This is a genomic window from Amycolatopsis jejuensis (assembly GCF_000717335.1).
In the GTDB taxonomy this organism is placed as follows: Bacteria; Actinomycetota; Actinomycetes; order Mycobacteriales; family Pseudonocardiaceae; genus Amycolatopsis; species Amycolatopsis jejuensis.
In genome coordinates this window covers 186,916-210,022 of record NZ_JNYZ01000003.1, presented here as the reverse complement: position 1 = coordinate 210,022, position 23,107 = coordinate 186,916, and the positions used below count along the sequence as shown (strand labels likewise).

The following is a 23,107-nucleotide window of genomic DNA, read 5'->3' as shown; positions in this document are numbered from 1 at the left end:
CGACTTAACTAGAGGTCAAGGAATTCCACACCCAGCTTGTCCGCTCATATTGCCGCGTGAAATCGAAGCGCAGCATATTGTGCAGCGAAGGATTGCGTTCACCTGGTGATTCCGTGCCCGTTTCGGCGACGGCCCAGCGGCACCCGGCGTCGCGCGCCGCCTGGAGCCGGACTGCGAGCAACGCCGACTGGGCGCCACGGCCGCGCGCCTCCGGCAGGGTTGCTCCGCCGAATACGTCGGCGCATTCGCCGTCCAGGTGGAGGCTGCCGGTTGCGACGATGTGGTCGCCGTCCCACACCGCGTACTGCTGCCAGCCGGGCGCGCCGACGAAGCCTTCGGTGAGGTCGATCATCTCGCGCGGGGTGGCCAGGCCGAACGTTTCCATCATCACCGTCGCCCATTCGCGGGACTCCGCCGGATCGAGCCTGCCGACGCGCAGGCCGGAATCGAGGACGGGGTCGGCGATCGGGGCGCGGAGGTCGCGGGCGAGCTTGACGTACCTGGCGCCCGTGGTGAGGCCGAGCTTCGCCGCGATGGAGTCCCAGTCCGGCGGCAGCAGGGCGGGCGCGATCATGATCGCGCCCGCCGGTACGTACTGCTCGGCGAAGAACCGGCACAGCCTGCCGACGAGGTCGACGGTGATGGGCTCGCTGGCGTCGAACCCGCCGGCCCGGTTGAAGAACCCGCTCGGGTCCTCGCGGATCGCCAGCGCCCGCACCGGTCCGAACCGCAGCGAGCCGACGCCGAGAGTCTCGCGCACGGCGGGCGGGGCCGCGGTCGCGAAGGTCAGGTACGCATCGATTTCGGCCTGTTCGGCGGCGCCGGGGGTCAGCATGGTTCTCCTCATCGGTCGGGATCACCTGCTGGATGCAGCGGGTGGGCGAAAAGTTCGATTCACTTCGGGTGGAAAAGCCGGATCCGGCTGATCCGGCTGCCGTCGAGCTGCAGTACCCACACCACCGACGGCGGGCAGTGGGACGGGTCGTCCGGCGGGCTGTTCAGCTCGTCTTCCCAGATCACGACGTCGCGCCCGGCCACGACGTTGCGCAGCCGATGCCGTACGCCGTCCTCCAGATCCCGGCTCCACGCGGCACGGAGGTAGTCGAGATCGGTGTGGCTCCCGCGGGGCCACGTCACGGTGAGCTGCGGCGACCATCGATCGCCCAGCGCCTTCGTGACGGAGCCGCGCTCGACAGCCTTGAACGTCTCCTCGCCGAACCGGCGGTGCACAGCGTTGCGCGCGGTCGCGTCGTCGTGCGCGGTGTCGGCAGTGGTCAGGAGTGCGTTCGACAGCTTCGCCCGCGCCTCGCTGAGCCTGCTCCGCACTGTTCCGACGGGCGCTTCGCACACCGCCGCGATCTCCGCGTACGACGTCACGTCGGTGAAGTAGCGCAGCATCGTGACCAGCCGGAGCTTGGGCGAGAGGCGGTCGAGCGCGGTCCAGATCCAGTCCCCCAGTGCGTGCCGTTCGAGGATGTCCGCGGGATCGGGGCCGGCACCCGGCGGGTCCGGCGGTTCGGCCATCGGCACCGGCGACGTCCGGCGCAGCTGCGCCCGGCACGCATTGCGCACGATCATCCGCAGCCACGCCCCGACGGCGTCCGGATCGCGGACGTCGCCGATCCGGCTCAACGCGATGAGCGTCGCCTCTTGCACGACGTCCTCGGAGTCCGGGTGGTGGCCGAGCATCGCCAGCGCGACCGCGCGCATGCTCGCCTCGTGCCGGGCCAGTACCAGGCCGAGGCTGCCGGTGTCTCCTCGTTGCGCGGCACGCACCAGTTCACGGTCCGACGGCGCGGTGACCGGTCGCGGGGCAAGCACGGTTTCGACGTTACCGACGCCGGGCGGTTCCGTCTCGTCCGGATTTCACGTGCGCTGGAGACGAAGGCTTGACCCGGTCCGCCGGAGGTGTCACAGTAAATTCAAACGGCCGGTTGGTAGAAAGAGGAGGCGGCATGGCGAGCCACGTCATCGGGGTGGCGATGACCGCGTTCGGGCGGCGGCCGGAGGTTCCGGTCAAGCAGCTGGTGGCGGAAGCCGTCTCGGCGGCGATCGAAGACGCCGGGATCGCGCTCACGGACGTTCGCGCGTCGTTCTTCGCGTGCGCGTTGCAGGGGGCGCTGGAGGGACAGCACGCCGTCGCCGGGCAGATTGCGCTCCGGGCGATGGGACTGGGTACCTGGCCGGTGGTGAACGTCGAAAACGCTTGCGCCAGTGGGGATACCGCGTTGTACCTGGCCGACGCGCACGTCCGCGCGGGGCTCGCCGACGTCGTGCTGGTGGTCGGCGTCGAGCGCATGACGTTCGACAAGGCATGCGCGTTCGAGTGGTTCACCGGCGCCTGGGACGTGCACGAGGCGGACCGGACGGTCGCGGGCCTGCTCGCGCTCGGCGACGGCGTCGAGACTCCGCCCGGCGTCGAGGAACCACCGGCCGAGCGCAAGAGCCTGTTCATGGACGTGTACGCGGCGTTGGCCAAGTTCCACTTCAAGCAGTACGGGCTCACCGACCGGCAGCTCGCGAGCGTCGCGGCGAAGGATCACACGCACAGCGTGCTCAACCCGCTGGCGCAGTACCGGAAACCGTTCACCACCGCGGAAATCCTGGCTGCGCCGGTGATTTCGTGGCCGATCACGCTGCCCATGTGCGCGCCGATCACCGACGGGGCCGCGGCAGTCGTGGTGTGCAGCGACGAATTCCTGTCCAGGGTGGACCGGCGGCGAGCGGTACCCATCGCGGCAGCCGAGCTCGGCAGCGGATCCGACCGGGCTCCGGCCGACCTCGGCAACCACCTTTCGCGGCGCACCGCCGCCCGGGCCTACGAACGCGCCGGGATCGGCCCGGACGACGTCGATCTCGCCGAGATCCACGACGCGACGAGCTTCGGTGAGATCCTGCAGTCCGAAAGCCTCGGCCTGGTCCCGCCCGGGGACGGCGGGGCGGCGGCCGAGGCGGGCGAAACCACGCTCGGCGGCCGGATGCCGATCAACGTGTCGGGCGGGCTCGTGTCGAAAGGGCATCCGATCGCGGCGACCGGACTGGCCAAGACGTTCGAACTCGTCACCCAGCTGCGCGGCGAGGCAGGTGCGCGGCAGGTGCCGGGCGCTCGCTGGGGGATCAGCCAGGGCGGCGGCGGTTTTCTCGGCATCGAAGACGCATCGACGTGTGTGACCATTCTCGGCGGCAAGTGAACGAGGTGATTCCGATGGAAGTGCCCGCACTCCTGCGGCAAGCGGCCCGGTTCAACGAGAAGCGGACCGCGATCGTCACCCCCGGGCAGACCCTGACCTACGGCGAGGCATGGCAACGCGGCGTCCGGCTGGCCAACGCGATGATCGATCTCGGCGTCCGGCCGGGCGACCGCGTCGCGATGGTCGAGGACAATTCCCTGCCCGCGGTGGATCTCCTCCTCGGCGCCGCCATCGCCGGAGCCGTGCGGGTACCGCTGTACGCACGAAATTCCCGTGCCGCACATCGCGCGATGCTCGCGTCCACGGAATCCGTGCTGCTGTTCGCCGATCCGGCGTATGCCGGCAGCGTGCACGGTCTGGTCGAGGAAGTTCCTTCGCTGCAACAGGTTCTCATACGCGACGACACGTACGAGAGCTGGCTCGCCGGGCAACGGGAGACCGATCCACTCATCCCGGTCGGCCCGGACGACTGGTATCTCATCCGCCATTCGTCCGGTACGAGTGGGAATCCCAAGGGCGTCGGTTACCGTCAGCACGACTGGATTGCCAACTGCCGCAACTGGTTCGTGCGCCTGCCGCGCCTCACCGCGGACAGCGTGTTCGGCCACGCGGCCCCGATTTCACACGCCTCCGGCTACCTGTTCATCCCGGTGTGGCTGGAAGGCGGCACCAATTTGCTGTACGGCGCCTTCGAACCGGACGCGGTGCTGGAGATGTCCGAACGCCACCGGGTAACCCACACTTTTCTGGCGCCGTCGATGGTGGCTGCGCTCTGCGCCCGGCCCGGAGCGGCCGGACGGGATTGGTCGGCGCTGGAATGCATCGTCACCGGTGGGTCGCCGATCACCGACGCCACCATCGCCGCGTCCCGGACGACCTTCGGCGACGTACTGCACCAGGTTTTCGGCCAGACCGAGGCGACACCGCTCACCATGATGACGCCGCAGGAGTGGTTTGCCGACGTACCCGGTTCCACGCCGCTGCGTTCGGCGGGCAAGGTGCTGCCGTACGCGCAGCTGGCGATTTTCGACGACGCCGGCGACGAGCTGCCGCTGGGCGAAACCGGCGAGATCCGCGCCCGGATCGAGGGGCAGATGTCCGGCTATTGGGGTAATCCGGAGCTGTCCGTGGCGCGGCTGAGCGACGGCTGGGTCCGCACCGGCGACATCGGCAGGCTGGACCGCAACGGTTACCTGTATGTCCTCGACCGGGTCGACGACATGATCGTGTCCGGCGGGCTCAACATCTGGCCGTCCGAGCTAGAGACGGTGATTGCCGACCATCCGCAGGTCCGCGAGGTCGCGGTGTTCGGCATCCCGCACGAGAAGTGGGGCGAGACGCCGATGGCCGTGTGCCGGGTCGACGAGGGGGCCGACGTCCGGCCCGAGGACATCATCGCGCTGGTGGCCGAGCGGATGGGCTCGTACCTGAAGCCGTCGCGGGTCGAGTTCACCAGCGATCCGCTCCCCAAATCCGTCGTGGGCAAGGTCCTGCGGCGCGCACTGCGGGAGCCCTACTGGAAGGACCGCGATACCCGTGTCTCCGGAGCCTGAGGACGTCCTGCTGGTCGAGCGCCGCGCCGAGGCCGTGTGGCTCACGCTGAACCGGCCGGAGAAGCTGAACAGCATCAACCCGGACGTCGTCGACGCGCTCGACCGGGCGCTGGACGGCCTGACTCAGGCGGACCGGTGCGTGGTGCTCGCGGCGCGCGGGCGGGCGTTCTCCGCTGGTGGCGACCTCGACGCGGTCGCCGGGCTGGCCGGAGCGCCCGATCCGGCGGCGATCGGCGCGTTCCACGCCTCGATCTCCGCGGTGCTGCGGCGGCTGGAACTGGCGCCGGTGCCGGTTGTCTGCGTGGTGCAGGGCATTGCCGTCGCCGGTGGGCTCGAGATCGCGGCGGCGTGCGACATCGTGGTCGCGGCGGAATCGGCTTCGTTCGGCGACGGGCACGCCGGGTACGGCCTGCTTCCGGGCGGCGGCGGGTCGGTGCGGCTGCCGCGCAAGATCGGCGTGAACCGGGCCAAATACCTGATGCTGACCGGACGGCGCGTGGACGCGGTGACGATGGCCGGCTGGGGTCTGGTGTCGCTCGTCGCTCCGGACGGCAAGCTTGGCGTCGTTGCCGAGGAAGTAGTCGCCGATCTCGTTTCGCGCAGCCGTGACGGGCTGACCCGGCTGAAGCGGCTGATCGACGACGGCGTCGACCAGCCACTGCCGACGGCGTTGGCCGGGGAACAGACGATGGCGGCACTGCACACGCATTCGCCGGACTACGCCGAGGGATTGGCTGCCTTCCGGGAAAAACGCAAGCCGCGCTTCGCGGTCAGGCCATCAGCCCGTTGATCGTGAAGTCGGCGAACTCCCGGCCGATGTCGTCCGCCGACGCCGGTCCGCCCGGCTGGTACCAGCGGTACACCGAGGTCATCATGCCGAGAATGCCGAACGCCGTGAGCCGCGGGTCGATCTCCTTGCGGAAGAGACCTTCCTGCTGACCAGCGCGGATGCAGTCCTGGACGAAGGTGTCGTGCCGGTCGCGTTCCGCGACGATCTCGGCTTGCCGTTCGGCGCTGAGCGCCCGCCATTCGCTGAAGAAGAGGCTCGATTTGATCACGTGCCGCGCGGTGTGCGCCGTTTCGGTGGCCACGAAGCGGCGGAGCTTCTCGACCACCGGGCCGGCCGACTCGGCGATGTCGTCGAAGTACGCCCGGGTTTCGTCGTGGTAGCTCTTGACCAGCTCGTACAGCACGTCCTCTTTGGACGAGATGTAGTAGTACACGCTGCCCTTGAGCAGCCCGAGCCGGTCGGCGATGTCCTGGATGCTGGCTGCCTCGTAGCCCTTCTCGTAGAACACCTGGGCCGCCGCTTCGAGCGCTTCCGCGCGCCGTCCCCGCGATGCGCCCCGCGTGCGTGCCACGAACCCTCCTCGGACTGCCGGTCCCCGCCATTCTAACGAACGTTTGGGTGATGGCGCGCGTAGTGCTGTCGAAGGAGGTCCTGGCCGTAGTCACCGCCGTTCGGGGTACGGACGATGGTGTGCACGTGGAATGGCTCGGGTTCGTCGTTGTCCAGGAAGACGCCCTGGTGGCAGTCGTATTCGATGAGCAGGACCGGGCTGTGCACCTTGTAGTAGAAGGCTTCCGAGCTGGTGTCGCCGCCGATCCAGGCGACGTACGTCTCGTCCAGGTGAGCTCGGACGCGCGCCATCAGCGCCGCCGCCGGACCTGCCGGAGCGCGGTCGACGTACGTCCGGACCAGGTCGAGGAGCAGGTCTTGCTGGCCGGTGGACAGCTGGTCCGCGGAAATGCCCTCGTGCGGCAGGATCCGGTTGTCCCGCCCGGCGCCTGCCTTGTGTCGCCCGTCGACGAAGTTCACCAGGTCAGCGGGCAGTTCCGTGGAGAGCAGCGACCGGTGCAGCACGGCGCGTCCGGTCTGCTTGGCGGTGAAGCTGGTGCGCAATGCGAGCCCGGCGGACCGTTCGGCGTCGAAGAGCCGGAGACCCTCATGGGTACCTTGTTCGGCGACGATCGGTTCGGCACCGATGAACGCCGGGGTCAGCACGATTTGGTGGCCCAGTACGAAACAGGTGAGTACGAGGTGGTGGCCCCACAGCTGCCAGCCCCACGGCGTGGCCGGTGAGGGAGTGCCGAAAACGGCGAAGAAATACGCGAATTCGGTGAGGGTGTCCGGGTATTGGCGGATCAGCTCGCCCAGCGCGGCGTTCAATTTCATGGCGGTACGGGCGTCGGCGAAACCCTTGGCCGACAGGCTGGTTTCCATTACCGCGAAGATCGCTTCGCGCTGTTTTGCGGTGAGGTCGTCGAGTAGGACGCCGTGGGGTTCCCAGCTCGGGTAGGCGTTCGTCCACCTGCGCCAGTGTTTGGCGTCGATGTCGTACTGTACGGTGGATTGTTGTTCTGGACTGAGCCCGGCCAGGAATTGCGCTGCTGCCCGGGCGGCTGGACGTGGGTCGAAACCTTCGTCTTGCAGTGCGAAGAGATCGGGAACCGGTACGCCGTCGGTGGTGATGCCGAGGAACGGTTCTTCGGCATTTCCGACGACGTCCGGGACCAGCGGGAGAATGGCTTCCGGCAGGCTGCCCGGGGTCATCCGGGCGTGGTGCAGGGAATAACGGCCGTCCGGGCGCGGGCCGAACCCGTGGAAATGGCGGTGGTCGAAATTGCTCATCAACTGCTCCTCCGCAGGTTCAGCAGGCGCCCGAGCCGTTCTGGTTTGGTGGACAGATATCGCACGTTCTCCGCCTCCGGCGCCTGCTCGACGGACCGCCGGTACCGGATGAGGTCGGCGACGGTGAGCACCGGAAGACTGTGCTCGGCGGCGAAATCCGTCAGCGCTTGGCCGCGTAGCATTCTGCCGCCGGGAGCCACAAGTTCTCCGATCACGGCGACCCCGCTCATCCCCGCGAGTCGCGTCAGGTCGACGGCTGCCTCGGTGTGCCCGGGCCGCGTGAGGACTCCGCCTTCCCTTGCCTTCAACGGGAAAACGTGCCCAGGACGACGTAGCTGGGCCGGGTTGGTGAGTGGATCGGCGAGGGCACGCACAGTCGTTGCCCGATCGGCAGCGGACACTCCGGTTCCGGTGCTGACGTGGTCGACGCTGATCGTGAATGCGGTGCTGTGCGGGTCGGTGTTGTCAGCCACCATTTGCGGGAGGTCGAGGACAGTACACCGTTCCGGCGGCATCGGCACGCAAATGATTCCGGTGGTGTGCTGAACCAGGAACGCCAGGTGCTCCTCGGTCACGGATTCCGCCGCCGCAATGAGGTCGCCTTCGTTCTCGCGGTCGGCGTCGTCGATCACCACGACCATTCCGGCTGCGGCGAGGGTTTCGACAGCTTTTCGTACGGTCACCGGACCGCTCTGTCCAGTGCGATGTGGGTGCCGAACTCCCGCGCGTGATATGTCAGTGGCGCCGGATTCCCGACCTGCGCCGAGATGACTGTACCCAGTGCCACGACGTGATCACCGCCGTCGACGAGATCGGCCACGTTGCAGGAAAGCCAGCCGCAAACGCCGTCGAGTCGTGGTAGTCCGTCTTCGCTGTACCATCGCACACCGGTGAATTTCGCGGCGCCTTTGCGGGCGAAGACTTTAGCGAGATCGGATTGTGCGCAAGCGAGTACGTTCAAGCCGCACCTGCGCTGTTCGCGAACTATCTTCAGCAGGTCGGAACCGCGGTCCAGGGCGACGAGAACCATTGGCGGGTCGAGGGAAAGGGAGGCGAATGCGCTGACCGTCGTGCCGTGCGGGCGCGTGCCGTCCATTGCGGTCACGACGGAAACCGGCGTCGGTACTGCGGCCATCACGTCAAGAAAAGCGTCGGTCATGGCTTGCTCCCGCTGAAGTCTCGCAGGAGCTGCGCCAGGCGCGCGGGTTCGTCCACCATCATTCCGTGGCCGCTGTCCGGCAGCGTTTCCACCGACCAGCCGGGCAGGTTCGCCTCGCGCAGCCAGGGCACCCACCGCAGGTCGGCCATCTGGTCGTGGTCGCCCCATGCGGCCAGCACCGGAAGGCCGAGCTCGGCCAGCACCGGACGGAAGTCGATGGTGCCGAGCTGGGCGAAGTACCGTTCGGCAAGGTGGATCGGCATTTCGAGACACTTCTGCAGTAACCAGTGCGCCGTCGTTTCGTCGGTCTGGTGGAAGAACACGCCGGTCATGCCAAGGGCCATGGGTACGATTCCGTCGGAAAGTCCCTGCTGCATTCCGGCAAACGCTTCGCGGGGGACACCGATGTCGTCGAAGGCCACGAAGGTGGGGAGTGCGGGCGCGAGCAATGCGAGCCGGGTAATCCGGTTGCCGCCATTGTGTTTCAATGCGGTCTGGAAGGCGACGGCGCCGCCGAGAGAATGGCCGACCAAGGTGACGTCGGTGAGGCCGAGACCTTCGATCAACGCATTCGTGTCGGCGGCGAGTTCGTCAAGGGTGTATTCGGAGTCGGGTTTGTCCGACAGTCCGTGGCCGCGCGGGTCGAAGGTCACGCACGTGCGGTGCGGCGCCAGCTCGCGGACGAGCCAGTTCCACATGTCGAGGTTGTTGCCGAAGCCGGGGTGGAACACCAGCACCGGTCCGGTACCGGCGATCCGGTAGTTCAGACGGACGGCACCGTCCACAGTGATCAATGCCATGGCGGCGGTTCCCTTCTGTGTCAGCCGAAACTGCGGCCGGTCGCGGCGAACTCGACTTCCCGGTCGAGCTCGGTGCCGGGTTCCGGTTCGGGTACCAGCAGCACGAGGTGGCTTTCCTGACCCGGTCCGGCGTTGTGGTTGCGGTGCGGGACCCCGGCAGGCAGTACGACGAGGTCGTTTTGCGTGGCACGGTAATGCCGGTCGGCGATGTCGATGTCCAGCGCGCCTTCGAGGATGAAGTAGATCTGGTCGAAATCGTGGATGTGCCACGGAGTTCCGGGAGAGCCCGCCTCGACGTTCGCCAGCCGGAACGACGCCCGCCCGCTTTCGGTCTGCCGGTCGGCCAGAATGTGCATGTGGAAACCGGGCAATGCCTCGCGGCTCGGCAGGTCGGCGACAGCGCGGACGTACCCGGTGCCGGGGCCGCCCCGTTCGTCCGGTCCGGCGGGGGTGGCGAGCGGGACGCCGCGCGGCGGAGGTGGGAGCATCACGTCGATGTGCAGTTCCGTGGCGGAGTGCGGATTCTCGTTGTGGTGCGGTGTCCCGGCGGGGATGAAGACGACGGAACCGGCCTCGACGTCGTACGGCGTCCCGTTGAGGTCCAGCGACATCCGGCCTTCGAGCACGTAGTACAGCTGGTCGGCGGCCTCGTGCCGATGCCGCGCGTACCCCGTGGAGCCGCCTGGCATGCGGACGCCTTCGATCAGGCAGCTCTCCAGGTCGGCAAGCGGCTGATGGTCGAACCGGTCCCGCGCGAGCCGGTCGGGCTCGAACCTGCGGACGAAGTCCATTGCGGATTTCCTTTCAGCGGGCGAGGTACCCGCCGTCGATGGCGAGGTCGGCACCGGTCACGAAACTGGCCTCATCGGACGCGAGAAACAGGCAGCCGTAGGCAATTTCGACCGGCTGCGCGGCGCGACCGAGGGGCGTGACGCCGATGATCGCGGCGTTCGCGGCCGGGTCGTTGCCCTGCGTCAGCGGAGTGTCGACGAAGCCAGGGTAGACCGCGTTGACCCGGATGCCGTCCGGTGCGTAGGTGACCGCGGCATTCTTGGTGAGCATCCGCACCGCGCCCTTGGCCGCGTGATACGCCGCCAGCCCGGGAACCGCTGCGACGCCCCAGATCGAGCAGATGTTGACGATCGAGCCACCTGACGGCATCCGCGGAATTGCCTCGCGCATTCCGAGCAGCACGCCGGTCTGCGTGATCGAGATGACCCGGTGGTAGGTCGACAGGTCGGTGTCGGCAATTCCTTGCCCTTCCCCGATTCCCGCGTTGTTCACGAGGATGTCGAGGCTGTCCACTCCGGACAGTACGGCCCGCCAGTCCTCTTCGGACGATACGTCCAGCTCGACAATGCCCGGCTGGGGCCGGACATCGGTGGCGATCACTTTCGCCCCCTCGGCGGCGAACAGTTCGGCGACGGCGGCGCCGATTCCGCTGGCCGCTCCGGTGACGAGCGCGGTCTTGCCCGCGAGCCGCCCGGTCACGGGAACACCCGGTTGTCCGAGTGGTTGACCACGAATCCCAGCCGGTGCCGGGCAAATGCGCCGATCGCATCCGCGGTGGCCTCGGGTCGTTCTTCTTCCAGGACATGGGCCGCGTCGTAAACGAACAGCATGGCGAACTCCGGGTTCAATTCGAGGTAACGGCGAGCAAGATCCGGCGGAATGCGCCGATCCTCGGTGCCGAACAGCAACAGGGTGGGCACCGAAAGGGTGCGGTAGGCGTCCTCGAGTTCCTCGTCACGGGGAGTCAGCAGGCGTCCGACGACCTCGGCCTGCCGCACCGCGGTTTCCCGGCTGAGCTGCGGCCGCATCTCGATCTGCTCGGGATGCGCGTACAGCCCGGCGCGGCTGCCGAGCATCGTTTCGACGGTCGGCGGGCGGAACCCGTCCGGCAGGATTCCGGTGGGTGCGAGGAGCACGAGCGCATCGATTTCGGTGGCGTGCCGCACTGCCAGCCACGACGCGATCCGGCTGCCGAACGAAGTCCCGATCAAGGTGTAACGCCCGCCTGCGACCTGCTTCGCCGCTTCATGCATTGTGTCGGCGAGCTGTGCTGCGTGCGTGTGCCGCGAGTTGGCCGGGGAACCGCCGAAGCCGGGCATCTCGAAGAGGATCACGCGGAAGTCCTGTGCAAGGATCTCGTGCGTCCGCGCCGGTGCCGGTCCACCCGCACCGTGCAGGAACACCAATGGGTCGCCGGTTCCGGCGGTGCGGTAACGGATGTCGAAACCGTCGACGTGCACGCTGGCTTCAGTGAGCATCGGCGTACTCCTCGTCCGGGGCACCGAGGTGTCGCAGTTTCGGCAGCACTTCCTCGCCGAACAGCCGGAGGCTACGGTCCCGTTCGGCCTCGGTGAGCCCGCCGCCGGAGAAGCCGAGATCCAGCAACCCGACGCCCGATATCGAGGCGAATTCGGTCAACTGCTCCACCACACTTTCCGGAGTACCGGCGAAATCGAGCTTGCCGAGCGCGAATCCCGCCGCACCGGCTTTCTTCCCGTCCGCGTCGGTCCCCAATTCCGTCGGCGGCCGGAGTTCGGATGCGACAGTCGCACCGCGCCCCATGAGCGCCGCTGCCTGACCGAGACCACCTTCGCCGTAATACCGTGACGCCAACGCTTTGGCGTCACGTTCGATTTCGGCAACTGTGACATGCGCGCGGTAAAGCACATCGGCAGCAGTCGTCGTACGTCCGGCTTCCGCACAAGCGTCCTGATAGGACTGAACGAGCTTCGCGGTCAACTGCGCAGGATAGAACGAAATACCGATCTTGTACCCACGCGCAGCGGCGTAACGCACGGACTCGGGACTGTTCCCCGACCCGTAAATCGGCGGCCGCGGCTGCTGCGAAACACCGGGCCACAACGAAATCGTGGGGTATTGGTAATACCGGCCCTGCCAGCCGAACGGCTGCGGTTCGGTGAGGGCCTTCACGATCAGCTCGGTCGCCTCTTGCGTCCGGCCGCGGGTCTCGGCCGGATTCACGTTGTAGGAAACGAATTCGTTGGGCGTTCCCCGCAGCAGCAGCAACTCGAGCCGGCCGTGGCTGAGCTGGTCGAGCATGGCCGCTTCCTCGGCGATCCGGACGGGATTGGCGATCGAGACCAGCGGACCCATCCACCCGATCCGCACCCGGCTCGTACGCTGGGTGAGCGCCGCGGCGAGCACCGCGGGATTGGGGCTCGGCAGCGACGGCCAGTAGTGGTGTTCGGACACGCTCACCATGTCGAAACCCAGCTCCTCGGCCAGCGCAGCCTGGTCGAGCGCGAAATCGGTGGACCGCTCACCGATCGCCGGGCGGTAGCGGGCGGGCGGCACCGGCCAGCTCTTCTGGGTCCGGTAGTGCTCGGTGTCGCCATAGATTTGGGAGCACAGAAAGGAGAACTTCATTGCCTCGTCTGCTTTCTCGGGTCAGACCGCGCGCAGGGCGGGGGCGACTTCCTTCGCGAACAGCTCGACCGAGCGCTGGGTCTGCTCCTTGGTCAGCGCGCCGAAGGAGAACCAGTTGAGCAGGTGCCCGCAGCCGACCTCGGAGGTCTGCGCGACCAGCTGGTCCCGCACCGATTCCGGGGACCCGACGATCACGATTCCGGCCGCCTGCAGGTCTTCGAACGTCACCCCGCCGCCGGAAACGAACGGGCGGAAGAACGACGAGTACGCCTCGTACCCTTTCGCCATGTGCTCGACGTCCTCGGGTACCGCGGCTTCCTTGTACAGCCGGAAAACGTGGTCCAGCGCCGGTTCCGCGATTTCGCGCGCTTGCTCGTCGGTGTCGGCCACGAAGACGTTGCGCAGCATCGCGACGTCGTCCGCGGTGGGCGTGCGTCCGGCGGCTCGCGCGGCCTCGTCGTACGCCTTGCGCATGTCCGCGAGCCCGGACGCGGGCAGGAACGAGATGGCCATCCGGTACCCCTTGGCCGCTGCCCAGCTCACCGTGGACGGGCTCAGCGCGGTGATCCAGACCCGGGGCTGGTGCAGCGGCCGTGGGTAGAGTGCGGTGTCCTGGTAGTCGAAAAACCGGCCGTGGTGGGTGAAACGCGGCTTTTCCCACGCCTGGTGCATGAGTTCGAGGGACTCCTCGAACCACGCCCGCGTGTCCTCGAGCGGGAAACCCTCCTTCTTGAATTCGAGATCGTCGGCGCCCCGGCCGAGCCCGACTTCGAGGCGGCCGTGGGTCAGGTAGTCGAGCATGGCCGTTTCCTCGGCCAGCCGCCGGGGATGGTGGAATGCCGTGACATTGCACATCACGCCGAGGTGCATCGTGTTCGTCCGCTGGGCCACCGCCGAAACGAGAAGATTCGGCGACGGGCTCATGTTGTAGGCGGTGAAATGGTGTTCGGAGAAGAAGATCCCGTCGTAGCCGAGTTCTTCCGCGCCGGTCCAGGTTTCCAGGTGCCAGTCGAATTCTTCTTGTGCCAGCTCGGGATCGAAGCCTTCGGGCCGCGGATCGTGCGGATAGTTGAAGATGTCGAACAACCATGATTTGACCATGTGCCGAGCATAGGAACGGCACCGGAACGCGAACCCGCCGATTACCGCCGAGCAGGTGCCTGTTTTCGCGTCACCCGGCGAGCAGCGCGCCGTCCACGGCAATGGCCGCCCCGGACACGAACGCCGATTGTTCGGAAGCCAGCCACAGCACGGCATTCGCGATGTCCCCGGGAGTGGCAAGACGTCCCATGGGATGTTTTGCCGTCACCATGTCGATGAACCCGGGCACTTCCGCTTCGATGGCTTCCACCATCGGCGTCCGCACCACCCCGGGCATCACAGCGTTCACCCGTACGTCCTGCGCGGCGTATTCGAGCGCGGCCGTCTTGGTCAGTCCGAGCACGCCGTGTTTCGAAGCCACGTAAGAGGATTGCCCGGCGAACCCCTTTACCCCCAGCCCGGACGACGTGTTGATGATCGATCCGCCGGACCCGTTCAGCATCGCCGGAATTTCCGCGCGCATGGAAAGGAACACCCCGGACAGGTTCACTGCCATGATCCGGTCGAACTGTTCGGGAGTGACATCGGCGAGATGCGGGCCGTTGAGCTCGACCCCGGCGTTGTTGTGGGCGATGTCGAGCCGTCCGTGCAGTTCCAGGGTCCGCTCGACGAGCCGTCCCATGGAATCCGCATTGCTCACGTCAGCAGCGACGAACGTGACGAGTTCCTTGCCCGCGTACTCGACCGTTTCGTGTCCGGTTTCCTCGTTGACGTCGGTGGCGATCACCAGCGAACCGTTGTCGGCGAACCGTTTCACGGTTTCCCGGCCGATCCCGCCGCCGGCCCCGGTGACGATGACGACTTTGCCTTCGAGATCCGTATACAAGGCGACGCTCCTTTGCGCTCTCCCGCTCGCCACGTGACAAGTGGTGGAGTCAGCGTAGGTACGCCAGTTTTCGTCACTGCAGCCTTTTTCCGCTGCGCGTCAGCCGGATTACGCAGGCCCGGTCGCAGTTTGCCGCAGCGTTTCCGAAGGTGCTTCGCCGTAACGATCACGGTACGCGGTCGCGAATCGGCCATAATGGTGAAATCCCCAACGCCGGGCAATTGCCGCGGCAGTGTCCGCACCCGCGTCGGCAGTGCGCAGTTCCGAATGTGCCCCGGACATCCGGATTTTGCGGAGGTACGCCATCGGCGGTACCCCGACGTGCTTGCGGAACCCGGCCTCCAGCGCCCGCACGCTCAGCTTCGCCACCCGAGCCAGGTCCGCGACGCCGACGATCTCCGTCGGATGCGATTCCATGTACTCGATCGCCCCGCGGATCCGCCGGGGCGCCACGGTTTTCGCGGGCTGGTGCAGCAGCTCGCTGTAGTTGTGCGGTTGCGCGAGCAGCAGGCCGGTCATCACGAGCCGCGCGAGCCCGGTACCCATCGTCGGATCGGACGTGATCCCGTCCGGCCGGTCGAGCTCGTTGCGCACGAGCGTGAGCGTGCGCAGCACGGCCCGGACGCTCGGCTCCTCCAGGTCGACCCCGAGGTCGAACTGGATCGACCCGGACAGCGGCCGGTCCAGCATGGTCGCCAGCAGGTCTTCCAGCTGAGCGGGCGCGAACCGCGCGGTGACCACCCGGCAGTCGTCGCTCCAGTTCTCGAAGAACGCCGAGGCGTCCGGGCTGATCGCGGCGCCGAGCCGGTTCGCCGACGCCTCGATCTGTGTGCGCGCGGACCCGATCCGCACACTGCCGGTGATGGGCAGGCACAGCACGTAACGTTCCGCGGGCGGGGCGGTGACCACGACGTCGGTGCCGTACGACAGGTAGTTGAGGCGCAGGCCGGGCAGCGTGTTGGTCCACATCACCATGTCCAGCGGACGGCGCGGGGCGGCGATGTGCAGCCGCCCCGGCTGGTAGTTCTCCGCGATCACCGCGGACGCCTGGTCGAGATCGGTGGTGTGCAGCAGCTGCCCGGCCGGTTTGCCGATCGCGTCCGCGACGTTCCACGGACTGGTTCCGGCCGGGTGTGACGTCGGCGCCATCGGTTCACCTCTGTTCTGGTACCGCACCACCTTGTGGGTACTTGCACAGCCGACGTCACGGTATGTCGGCGGGCCCGCTCCTGTACAGCCGGAATCCGCCGCCGGACAGCCGGAAACCGCCGTTCAGCCCTCGACCGGCACGAGCGCCACGACCGGGATGATCCGGTCGGTCATCTGCTGGTACCTGCCGAAACCGGGGTACCGCGAGGCCTGGACGCGGAACACCTCGTCGCGCTCCGGGCCTTCCAGCTCGACCGCGCGTACGTCCAGCGTCCGGTCGCCGACCTCGATGCGGGCGTCCGGGGTGGCGCGCAGGTTCCAGTACCAGTCCGGGTTGCGGTCGGAACCGGCCTTCGACGCGAAGACGAGGTACCGCTCGCCGTCGGGCAGGTACATCATCGGGTTGACCCGCGGCTGCCCGCTACGGGCGCCGACGGTGTGCAGCAGGAGCAGCGGCGCGCCCTCGAACGGACCGCCCACCTTGCCGTCGTTCTGGCGGAATTCCGCAATGGTGCGCTGGTTGAATGCGGCGCGGTCGACCATGGTTCTCACTCTTTCGGTTTCAGTCGGACAGCTTCGGGTAGTCGGTGTACCCGCGGTGGTCGCCGCCGTAGAAGGTGGTCCGGTCGGGGGTGGTGAACGGACCGCCTTCGGCGAGGCGGCGCGGCAGGTCCGGGTTGGCCAGGAACAGCGCGCCGAAGGAGATGACGTCCGCCGTCCCGTCCTCGACGAGGCCCAGGGTCTCCGGACCGGTCGGATCGGGGCGGGTGAACGGGTTCAGCACGAACACACCTGGCCACGTCTTGCGCAGCCGGAGCGTGAGCTCGCGGTCGGCGCCCTCGATCAGGTGCACGTACGCGACATTCAGCGACGCCAGCTCGGTGAGGAGCGCGGTGTAGGTCTCGTCGACGTCGGCCGCGTCGGTTTCGGTGATGTCGTTGAACGGGTTACCCGGCGAAATGCGGAATCCGGTGCGGTCGGCGCCGATCTCGTCCGTGACGGCCTTCGCCACCGCCACCCCGAGCCGGATCCGGTTCTCCACCGAACCGCCCCAGCGGTCGGTGCGCAGGTTGGCGTTGGGCGCGAGGAACTGGTGGATCAGGTACCCGTTCGCGCCGTGGATCTCGACGCCGTCGAAGCCCGCGTCGATCGCATTGCGGGCGGCAGCCGCGAAGTCCGCGATCGTCCGGGTGATCTCGTCGCCGGTCAGTTCCTTCGGCGTCACCAGGTCCTGCAGGCCGTCGTTGGTGAAGACCTTGCCCTGCGGCAGGATCGCGGACGGCGCGACCGGGTGCAGGTCGCCGGGCAGCAGGCTCGGGTGGCTGATCCGGCCGGTGTGCATGAGCTGCGCGAAAATCGTGCCGCCTTCGGCATGCACCGCGTCGGTGACCTTGCGCCACGCGGCGACCTGGTCATCCGTGTGCAAGCCGGGCGTGTTCGGGTAGCCCTGGCCGAGCACCGACGGCTGCGTGCCCTCGGTGATGATCAGTCCGGCGCTCGCCCGCTGGGCGTAGTAGGTCGCGGTCAGGTCGGTCACCGTGGCGCCCGGCCCGTACGCGCGGCTCCGCGTCATCGGAGCCATCGCGATGCGGTTGGGGAGCTTCGTGCTGCCCAGGGCGATCGGGTCGAATGCGGTGGTCATCGAGGGTTTTCCCTTCAGGGGTGCAGGACGGTCTTGCCGGCGAGGTGCCCGCCGTCGGCTTCGGCGTGGACGAGGGGAAGGTCGGCGAGCCGACGGCGGCCGGCCACGTTGAGCTGCAGCTTTCCGGCGTCCAGGCGGGCGACGAGGTCGGCCAGCTGGGTGGCGTCGGACTGGACGAACACGCTGCTGGTGCGGACGCCGCGGCCGGGGTTCTCCGGTCCGGGCGTGGTGGTGGACACGAACACGCCACCGTCGGCGACGAGCTGGACGAGCGCCGCGGTCGTCTCCGGGTCGGTGGGGACGAGGTTGAGCACGACGTCGAACTGCTCGCCGATCTCGGTGACCGGCGCGGTGCGGTAGTCGACGATCCGGTCAGCGCCGTAGCCGCGGACCCGCTCGGCGCTGCGGTCGCTCGCGGTCGCGGTGACCGTCGCGCCGGCTTCCTTGGCGAACTGCACCGCGTACCCGCCGACCGCGCCACCGGCGCCGTTGACCAGCACGGTCTGCCCGGACTTCAGCTGAGCGTTGGTGTGCAGTGCCTGCCACGCGGTCAGCGCGACCGCGGGCAGTGCAGCGGCGTCGACAAGATCCACTGTGGACGGTGCGGCGGCGAGCACCCCGGCCGGGGCCACGACGTACTCCGCGGCGGCACCGTCGGCGGTCATCGGCAGGAACGCGACGACCTCGTCACCGGCCTGCCAGCCCTCGACGCCGTCGCCGAGCTCGGCGACCGTCCCCGCGACGTCGACGCCTGGCACGTGCGGCAACGTCACCGGGAACACCTGCTCCAGCACCCCCGAGCGGATGGTCGCGTCGACCGGGTTGAACGACGTCCCGGCCACCTGCACCAGCACCTGGCCGGGTCCCGGCACCGGACGCGGGGTGTCGACGTAAGCGAGCACGTCGCTGTCGCCGTACTGCTGGTAGCGCACTGCCTTCATGGCGGTTCTCCTTGTTCAGATGTTTCGAACTCGAAGTAGATACCGACCCTAACGTGCTGCGAAGTCGAAGTAATCCCGTCACGCGGTGAGGGTCGTCACATTGCTTCGATCTCGAAGCATCTATCATGGGGTATGGCCGACGCACTGAAACCGGAGCAGCTGGGCGCGTACTTCGCGCTCATGGAGTCGGTGAACCTGCTGCACCATTCGGTCGAACAGCAGCTGCAGGCCGACGGCGGGATCAGCTACGTCCAGTTCCAGCTGCTGGCCCGCCTCGCGCACTCCACCGGCGAACTCACGATGACCGACCTCGCCGACGGCGTCGTGTACAGCCGCAGCGGCCTCACCCACCAGGCCGGTCTGCTCGAGAAGGCGGGCCTGGTCACCCGCGGGCCCTGCCCGGACGACCAGCGGGCCACCCTGGTCACTATCACCGACGCCGGACGTGCTGTGGTCGGCAAGGTGATGCCGGGTCACGTGGAGGTCGCGCGCCGGATGCTGTTCTCGCAACTGTCCGAAAAGGACGTTGCGGCGCTTGGCAAGATGATGACCCGGGTACGGGATCACATGCGCGCGCAACCGCCTCGGTCGGCTGCACCACGCAAACGGGTCTAGCTTCGTCCGGTCAGTTTCCGGGACCGGGTAAGCATTTTCTCCACTCTTGCTTTCAGCTCGCGTACGTCGGTGTCGGGTTGGGTGAGCGACGGCAGCAGCTTCGCGTAATCGGTGACCAGGCGGCGGTACGCGGGAGCGAAGCCGTGCTCGGAGTCGTCCGGACGCTGGCGGGCGTACCGGGTATCCAGGTCGATGATCTCCTGGGCCAGTACTGCTGCGGCCGCGCTGAGTTCGGCATGCGCGTCGGAGGCTGCGGTGCGGCGGACGCGGTTTGCCTCGGCTTTTGCTGCCGCGCGACGGCTGCCCACGTAGAGCGCAGTGGCGCCGAGAATCACGACTGCGACGGCCGACGCGGCAATCAGGTAGCGGGGCAGCGACGGGGTCATCGTGCGGGCGCCGTCCGGGACTGTGTGCGTGCTGACCAGCTGGTCGTAGTTGACCACGGCGACCTTGAGCGCGTCGAGCGGCCGGTGGACGAAGCCGTCGACTCCGTTGCCGATCCGCGTTTCGGCGACCGCGGCCTTTCCGAGGTGCACGTCAGCGGCGCCGGGAAGCCGCGAGCAGCCGTACTTGTCGAACTCGTCGTTGTCCGGGCGGAGCAGGAGGGCGAGCGTTCCGGCGGCGCCGCCGGAAATGCTGTCGCAGGTGTCGCTGAAGTCGGCGTCCTTCGCCAGGAACGCGACGGTGAGCCGCCGGTTGCCGATGATGCGTTCGGCGGCGGCTTCGTCGATCTGCATTCCCGGAGCGACGTACACCGACGACGTCCGCAGCTGCGACCCGACCGGGCCGTCGAAGGCTCCGGCGGACCACGCTGCCCAGGCGGCCAGGCCGAGACAGCCGACCACGGCGAGTCCGAACATCGATCCGAAGAACCGGCGCACGCTGCTCATGCCAGCCTCTCGCGCAGGTAGGTGGCCGGGCGGTAGTCGTCGCGGCCGAGCTGCCCGGCGGCGGTGTCCAGCTCGGTTTCGGCAGCGTCGAGGAGTTCGCGGACGTGCTGGTCGGGCAGCTTCTGGTCCAATGCTTCCTGCGCGGCAGTGAGCCGTCCGATGCCACGGGTGAGGGACGCGTCGTGGGTGAGGCCGGAGATTTCGACGGCGAGGGCGGTCAGACCCGCGAGCCGCGCCGGAGTGCCGGTGATGGCGCGTGGCTTGCGGTGAAGCGCCGGACGGACCGACAAGACGAGGAAACCGACCGCGCACGCCGCGAAGATCCAGGGCAACGCAGGCAGGGTGACGCGTACCGGGTCGAAGGGGACGTACGGCAGGGGACGGTCGAACAGGCCTGCGTAGCGGATGTCGGTGACGCCGGAGAGATACGCCCTGAGCACGACGCCCTGTGGGTAGGTGGATTTGCTCATCCGGTCACCGAATTGCCCATAGAGCCGGGCGGTGGCGATGTCGCTGAACTCGGCTGCGGACGGGCCGGCGTACTCGATCCACGAGCCGTACAGCAGCACGATCGGCCGGTCGGGGAATTCCTTGGTGAGCGCTGGACCGTAGTCGACGAGCGGCTGGTCGGCGGGTTGCCGCGGCAGCGCGACGTAGAGCGGCTTGCCCGGGAACGCGGGCGTGGTCGCGGGTGGATCGGTGAGCGTTGCACCCGGGGCGACGTAGCGGCCGTCGGCGTGCAGGCTGGTGAGCGCGGTGGCCAGCTCGGCGGGGGCCGGGTCCCGGCGCGGGAGGGCAGGCAGCTCGGGCTGGTCGGTCTTGGGGGCCAGGATCGCGAGCAGTTGCCGGGTGACGTCCCCGGTGCCGAACTGGCGGATCCATTCCGTCGCGCGATCGGTCGAGGCCTGCAGGATTCCGCCGCTCACCTCGGTCCCGATCACCTGCACGTTCGCGACATCGACGGCGTTGACCCGCTTGCGGCCTTCCTTGTCGAGGCCCGGCGGCGCGACGAGGATCCGCACGTCGGACGTGCCGATGGCGGCCTGCACCTGCTTGTCGTCCCAGGTGGCGATCGAGCCGGGCAGCCGCACGACCCGGTTCGCCTTCACCATCGCGGTCATTTCCTCGACGGACGGGACGATCGGCCCGCTCGGCTCGCTCGGGATTGCGTCGCGCTGCGCGGGGGACTGGCCGTAGCTGATGTTCGCGGTCTGCTGATGCTGCGCAAGCAGGAACACGACGAGCACGGCGACGGCTGCCGCGAGCAGGGTCCAGCGCAGCAGTTCGGGCCACGCGCGGCGGGAACGTTCAGCCACGAGCGGCTCGCCAGAGTTCGTCCGCCTGCTGCGCCTGCGCCAACGCCGCCTTCGCCGCCCGGGTTCCGCCGTGCGACGCGACAAGCGTCTCTGCCCGAGCCAGCAGCTGCTCGGCTTCCGGCTGCCGTGCAGCTGCGGCATCACGGCTCACCGTCGCGCTTTCGACTGCCGCCCGCGCGGCCGACCAAGCCGTCCGGACCTGCAGCTGGCGATCCCGCCATCGGGGGATCGCAACCGCGGCAACCCCCGCGGCGACCAGGACCAGGGCGGCAAGCACCCAGATCGGCCAACTGGACGTCATGGGTGCGCTCGCTTCCTCCGCAGGTGACAGCATTCTGCAATACGTCACTCAAGGGCGTGACAGCTGCCTGTCGGGAAACCGACTTCGTCGGGCACTCTGGTCCGCGTACCTCCAGCGTTCATCCCCGGCACCGGCACTGGCCGAACTCACCGCGGGGAAGGTCTTCCACGACGACCTGGTCCGGCAGCATCCGATCCGGCGCCGGTCTATCCGCCGTACAGCAAGTGGCTCGGCAGCGCGTTCGCCCGTTTGCCGCGCGCAAAACGGCCCCGATCCTCACCTCCGCCGTGGCGGTGACCGACTGGCACGATCGTGAGCACCACCTGGCCACCGCGTACGAAGCGATCGCCGTCCGGCACAACGAGACCGGGCTCGCCGAACTGGTCGATGTCCGCACCCGCTCGTTCCTACCGGGTGCTGCACGCCGAGCGTTTCACCGCGGCTTTGCTCACCACTGTCCGCGACCCGGCCCTGCGCCGCCGGGCATTGACCGGTGCACCGACGCGCTCGTCAACCGAACGCTCACCAGGTCTCCCGCCCGGACCGCTCACGAGCCCCGCGAGAGTGCTTAGGATCGACTCGTGGAGCTGGAATTCGTGCGGACGTTCGTCGCCGTGGTCGACGGAGGGCAGTTCCAAGAGGCGGCCGCGGAACTGGGAATCACGCAGCAGGCGGTGTCGAAGCGGGTCGGGGCGCTGGAGCGGGAACTGGGGGTGCGGCTGTTCACGCGCACCGCACGCGGGGCCCGGCTGAGCAGCGACGGTGAGTCCTTCCTGCCCCACGCGCGCACGTTGCTGTCCGCCGAAAAGCAAGCACTGGCCGCGGTCCGCCCGGAGCGGCGGCCACTGCGGGTCGACGTGCTGAACCGGCGGACCGCGCCCGCGCACCTGCTGCAGAAGTTCCATCGGGCGTACCCGGAGGTGGAGCTGGACGTGGTCACCTCGGGCGCGGAACTGGACTTCGCCGGGGCTGCAGCCGCCGTCGCCGCGGGCACGGTGGACGCGGCGTTCCGCGGGGTACCACAGCGAGCCCTGCCGCCCGGCGTGACGAGCGGCCGCGTGTACTACGACGCCCACCAGCTGTTGGTCGGCCCGCGGCATCCGTTCGCCGACCATGCGTCGGTGTCGATGGCCCAGCTGGCGGGTCACCGGATCTGGATGCCGGGCCTGTCGCCGACCACCGAATGGGGCACGTACTACGCGGAACTGGCCGGTTTGTTCGACCTGACCATCGACGTGTCCGGTCCGGTCTTCGGCAACGAGGTGATGCTGGACGAACTGGCCGGGTCACGCGACGTGTCCACCTTCGTGGGCACGGGCTCCCGCTACTTCTGGCCGGCCGCCTACGACCTCCGCCGAATCCCGGTGGTCGACCCGACTCCGGTGTACCCGCATTCCCTGCTCTGGCGCCACGACCATGCCCACCCGGCGGTCGCGGAGCTGCGGGACCACCTGGTGACGAACCACCCCCCGGCGGAGGGAGTCTGGCTACCGTCTTGGGACCGGGGTCAGGGGATGCCTCCGTCGACTCGGTGAGCCTTGCCCGCCCGATGGAAACCGCCGATCCCGGTGCGGGCGAGTGTGGTCGATTCC

The 23,107-nt window shown here is 68.2% G+C and carries 25 protein-coding genes; 5 read left to right on the top strand and 20 right to left on the bottom strand.

Going from position 1 to position 23,107, the window contains the following annotated elements; translation table 11 throughout:
- Window positions 1-4: 4 nt before the first annotated feature.
- On the bottom strand, window positions 5-835 hold the full coding sequence (locus OO71_RS03985) for a GNAT family N-acetyltransferase (protein ID WP_156096150.1): 831 nt from the start codon (window positions 833-835) through the stop codon (window positions 5-7).
- Window positions 836-894: 59 nt separating this feature from the next.
- Window positions 895-1,821, bottom strand: a complete 927-nt coding sequence (locus OO71_RS03980) for an RNA polymerase sigma factor (RefSeq protein WP_033288208.1) — start codon at window positions 1,819-1,821, stop codon at window positions 895-897.
- Between the two features lie 134 nt (window positions 1,822-1,955).
- Between OO71_RS03980 and OO71_RS03975 the strand changes: the two genes are divergently transcribed.
- From OO71_RS03975 to OO71_RS03965, 3 genes are read left to right on the top strand one after another with little or no spacing between them, the layout of a single operon-like run.
- Window positions 1,956-3,191, top strand: coding sequence for a thiolase family protein (locus OO71_RS03975; RefSeq protein WP_033288207.1), 1,236 nt, complete (start codon window positions 1,956-1,958; stop codon window positions 3,189-3,191).
- Between the two features lie 14 nt (window positions 3,192-3,205).
- On the top strand, window positions 3,206-4,744 hold the full coding sequence (locus tag OO71_RS03970) for a class I adenylate-forming enzyme family protein (protein WP_033288371.1): 1,539 nt from the start codon (window positions 3,206-3,208) through the stop codon (window positions 4,742-4,744).
- On the top strand, window positions 4,728-5,534 hold the full coding sequence (locus tag OO71_RS03965; RefSeq protein WP_033288206.1) for an enoyl-CoA hydratase/isomerase family protein: 807 nt from the start codon (window positions 4,728-4,730) through the stop codon (window positions 5,532-5,534). Before OO71_RS03970 ends, OO71_RS03965 begins: the two co-directional genes overlap by 17 nt.
- Here the strand turns inward: OO71_RS03965 and OO71_RS03960 are convergent.
- The 15 genes from OO71_RS03960 to OO71_RS03890 form a co-directional block, all read right to left on the bottom strand.
- Window positions 5,515-6,105, bottom strand: a complete 591-nt coding sequence (locus tag OO71_RS03960; RefSeq protein WP_033288205.1) for a TetR/AcrR family transcriptional regulator — start codon at window positions 6,103-6,105, stop codon at window positions 5,515-5,517. The genes OO71_RS03965 and OO71_RS03960 overlap by 20 nt on opposite strands.
- A gap of 32 nt (window positions 6,106-6,137) precedes the next feature.
- Window positions 6,138-7,376 carry a DUF3500 domain-containing protein gene (locus tag OO71_RS03955; RefSeq protein ID WP_051790982.1) on the bottom strand — a complete coding sequence of 413 codons (1,239 nt, stop codon included), beginning with the start codon at window positions 7,374-7,376 and terminating at the stop codon, window positions 6,138-6,140.
- Window positions 7,376-8,059 carry a 3,4-dihydroxy-2-butanone-4-phosphate synthase gene (gene ribB / locus OO71_RS03950; protein ID WP_051790981.1) on the bottom strand — a complete coding sequence of 228 codons (684 nt, stop codon included), beginning with the start codon at window positions 8,057-8,059 and terminating at the stop codon, window positions 7,376-7,378. Before ribB ends, OO71_RS03955 begins: the two co-directional genes overlap by 1 nt.
- A complete protein-coding gene (locus OO71_RS03945) occupies window positions 8,056-8,535 on the bottom strand; it encodes a flavin reductase family protein (RefSeq protein WP_033288204.1) in 480 nt (159 codons plus the stop codon). The genes ribB and OO71_RS03945 overlap by 4 nt, the downstream gene beginning before the upstream one ends.
- The gene (locus OO71_RS03940) at window positions 8,532-9,335 is read right to left on the bottom strand and encodes an alpha/beta fold hydrolase (protein WP_033288203.1); all 804 of its coding nucleotides are present in this window, start codon (window positions 9,333-9,335) and stop codon (window positions 8,532-8,534) included. The genes OO71_RS03945 and OO71_RS03940 overlap by 4 nt, the downstream gene beginning before the upstream one ends.
- Before the next feature lie 20 nt (window positions 9,336-9,355).
- Complete coding sequence (locus tag OO71_RS46980; protein ID WP_051790980.1) at window positions 9,356-10,126, bottom strand: cupin domain-containing protein; 771 nt, start codon at window positions 10,124-10,126, stop codon at window positions 9,356-9,358.
- 13 nt (window positions 10,127-10,139) lie between these two features.
- Complete coding sequence (locus OO71_RS03930) at window positions 10,140-10,826, bottom strand: SDR family NAD(P)-dependent oxidoreductase (protein WP_033288202.1); 687 nt, start codon at window positions 10,824-10,826, stop codon at window positions 10,140-10,142.
- On the bottom strand, window positions 10,823-11,605 hold the full coding sequence (locus tag OO71_RS03925) for an alpha/beta fold hydrolase (RefSeq protein WP_033288201.1): 783 nt from the start codon (window positions 11,603-11,605) through the stop codon (window positions 10,823-10,825). Before OO71_RS03925 ends, OO71_RS03930 begins: the two co-directional genes overlap by 4 nt.
- On the bottom strand, window positions 11,595-12,734 hold the full coding sequence (locus OO71_RS03920; RefSeq protein ID WP_033288200.1) for an LLM class flavin-dependent oxidoreductase: 1,140 nt from the start codon (window positions 12,732-12,734) through the stop codon (window positions 11,595-11,597). Before OO71_RS03920 ends, OO71_RS03925 begins: the two co-directional genes overlap by 11 nt.
- 21 nt (window positions 12,735-12,755) lie before the next feature.
- Window positions 12,756-13,835 carry an LLM class flavin-dependent oxidoreductase gene (locus tag OO71_RS03915; RefSeq protein WP_033288199.1) on the bottom strand — a complete coding sequence of 360 codons (1,080 nt, stop codon included), beginning with the start codon at window positions 13,833-13,835 and terminating at the stop codon, window positions 12,756-12,758.
- 70 nt (window positions 13,836-13,905) lie between these two features.
- On the bottom strand, window positions 13,906-14,661 hold the full coding sequence (locus tag OO71_RS03910) for an SDR family NAD(P)-dependent oxidoreductase (protein WP_033288198.1): 756 nt from the start codon (window positions 14,659-14,661) through the stop codon (window positions 13,906-13,908).
- A gap of 108 nt (window positions 14,662-14,769) precedes the next feature.
- On the bottom strand, window positions 14,770-15,810 hold the full coding sequence (locus OO71_RS03905; RefSeq protein ID WP_051790979.1) for an AraC family transcriptional regulator: 1,041 nt from the start codon (window positions 15,808-15,810) through the stop codon (window positions 14,770-14,772).
- 123 nt (window positions 15,811-15,933) lie between these two features.
- On the bottom strand, window positions 15,934-16,353 hold the full coding sequence (locus tag OO71_RS03900; protein WP_033288197.1) for a nitroreductase family deazaflavin-dependent oxidoreductase: 420 nt from the start codon (window positions 16,351-16,353) through the stop codon (window positions 15,934-15,936).
- 19 nt (window positions 16,354-16,372) lie between these two features.
- Window positions 16,373-17,452, bottom strand: coding sequence for an alkene reductase (locus OO71_RS03895; RefSeq protein WP_033288196.1), 1,080 nt, complete (start codon window positions 17,450-17,452; stop codon window positions 16,373-16,375).
- Between the two features lie 14 nt (window positions 17,453-17,466).
- Entirely contained in the window at window positions 17,467-18,393 is a 927-nt protein-coding gene (locus tag OO71_RS03890; RefSeq protein WP_033288195.1) for an NADP-dependent oxidoreductase, read from the bottom strand.
- Between the two features lie 132 nt (window positions 18,394-18,525).
- Between OO71_RS03890 and OO71_RS03885 the strand changes: the two genes are divergently transcribed.
- Complete coding sequence (locus tag OO71_RS03885) at window positions 18,526-19,008, top strand: MarR family winged helix-turn-helix transcriptional regulator (protein ID WP_033288194.1); 483 nt, start codon at window positions 18,526-18,528, stop codon at window positions 19,006-19,008.
- Here the strand turns inward: OO71_RS03885 and OO71_RS03880 are convergent.
- Genes OO71_RS03880 through OO71_RS03870 form a run of 3 tightly spaced genes read right to left on the bottom strand, consistent with a single transcriptional unit; the run spans window position 19,005 to window position 21,515 of the window.
- Entirely contained in the window at window positions 19,005-19,898 is an 894-nt protein-coding gene (locus OO71_RS03880; protein ID WP_051790978.1) for a hypothetical protein, read from the bottom strand. The genes OO71_RS03885 and OO71_RS03880 overlap by 4 nt on opposite strands.
- A complete protein-coding gene (locus OO71_RS03875) occupies window positions 19,895-21,214 on the bottom strand; it encodes a hypothetical protein (RefSeq protein ID WP_033288193.1) in 1,320 nt (439 codons plus the stop codon). The genes OO71_RS03880 and OO71_RS03875 overlap by 4 nt, the downstream gene beginning before the upstream one ends.
- The gene (locus OO71_RS03870) at window positions 21,207-21,515 is read right to left on the bottom strand and encodes a DUF6403 family protein (protein ID WP_033288192.1); all 309 of its coding nucleotides are present in this window, start codon (window positions 21,513-21,515) and stop codon (window positions 21,207-21,209) included. Before OO71_RS03870 ends, OO71_RS03875 begins: the two co-directional genes overlap by 8 nt.
- Before the next feature lie 581 nt (window positions 21,516-22,096).
- Here OO71_RS03870 and OO71_RS03865 point away from each other — a divergent pair.
- The gene (locus tag OO71_RS03865; protein ID WP_033288191.1) at window positions 22,097-23,050 is read left to right on the top strand and encodes a LysR family transcriptional regulator; all 954 of its coding nucleotides are present in this window, start codon (window positions 22,097-22,099) and stop codon (window positions 23,048-23,050) included.
- Window positions 23,051-23,107 lie beyond the last annotated feature (57 nt).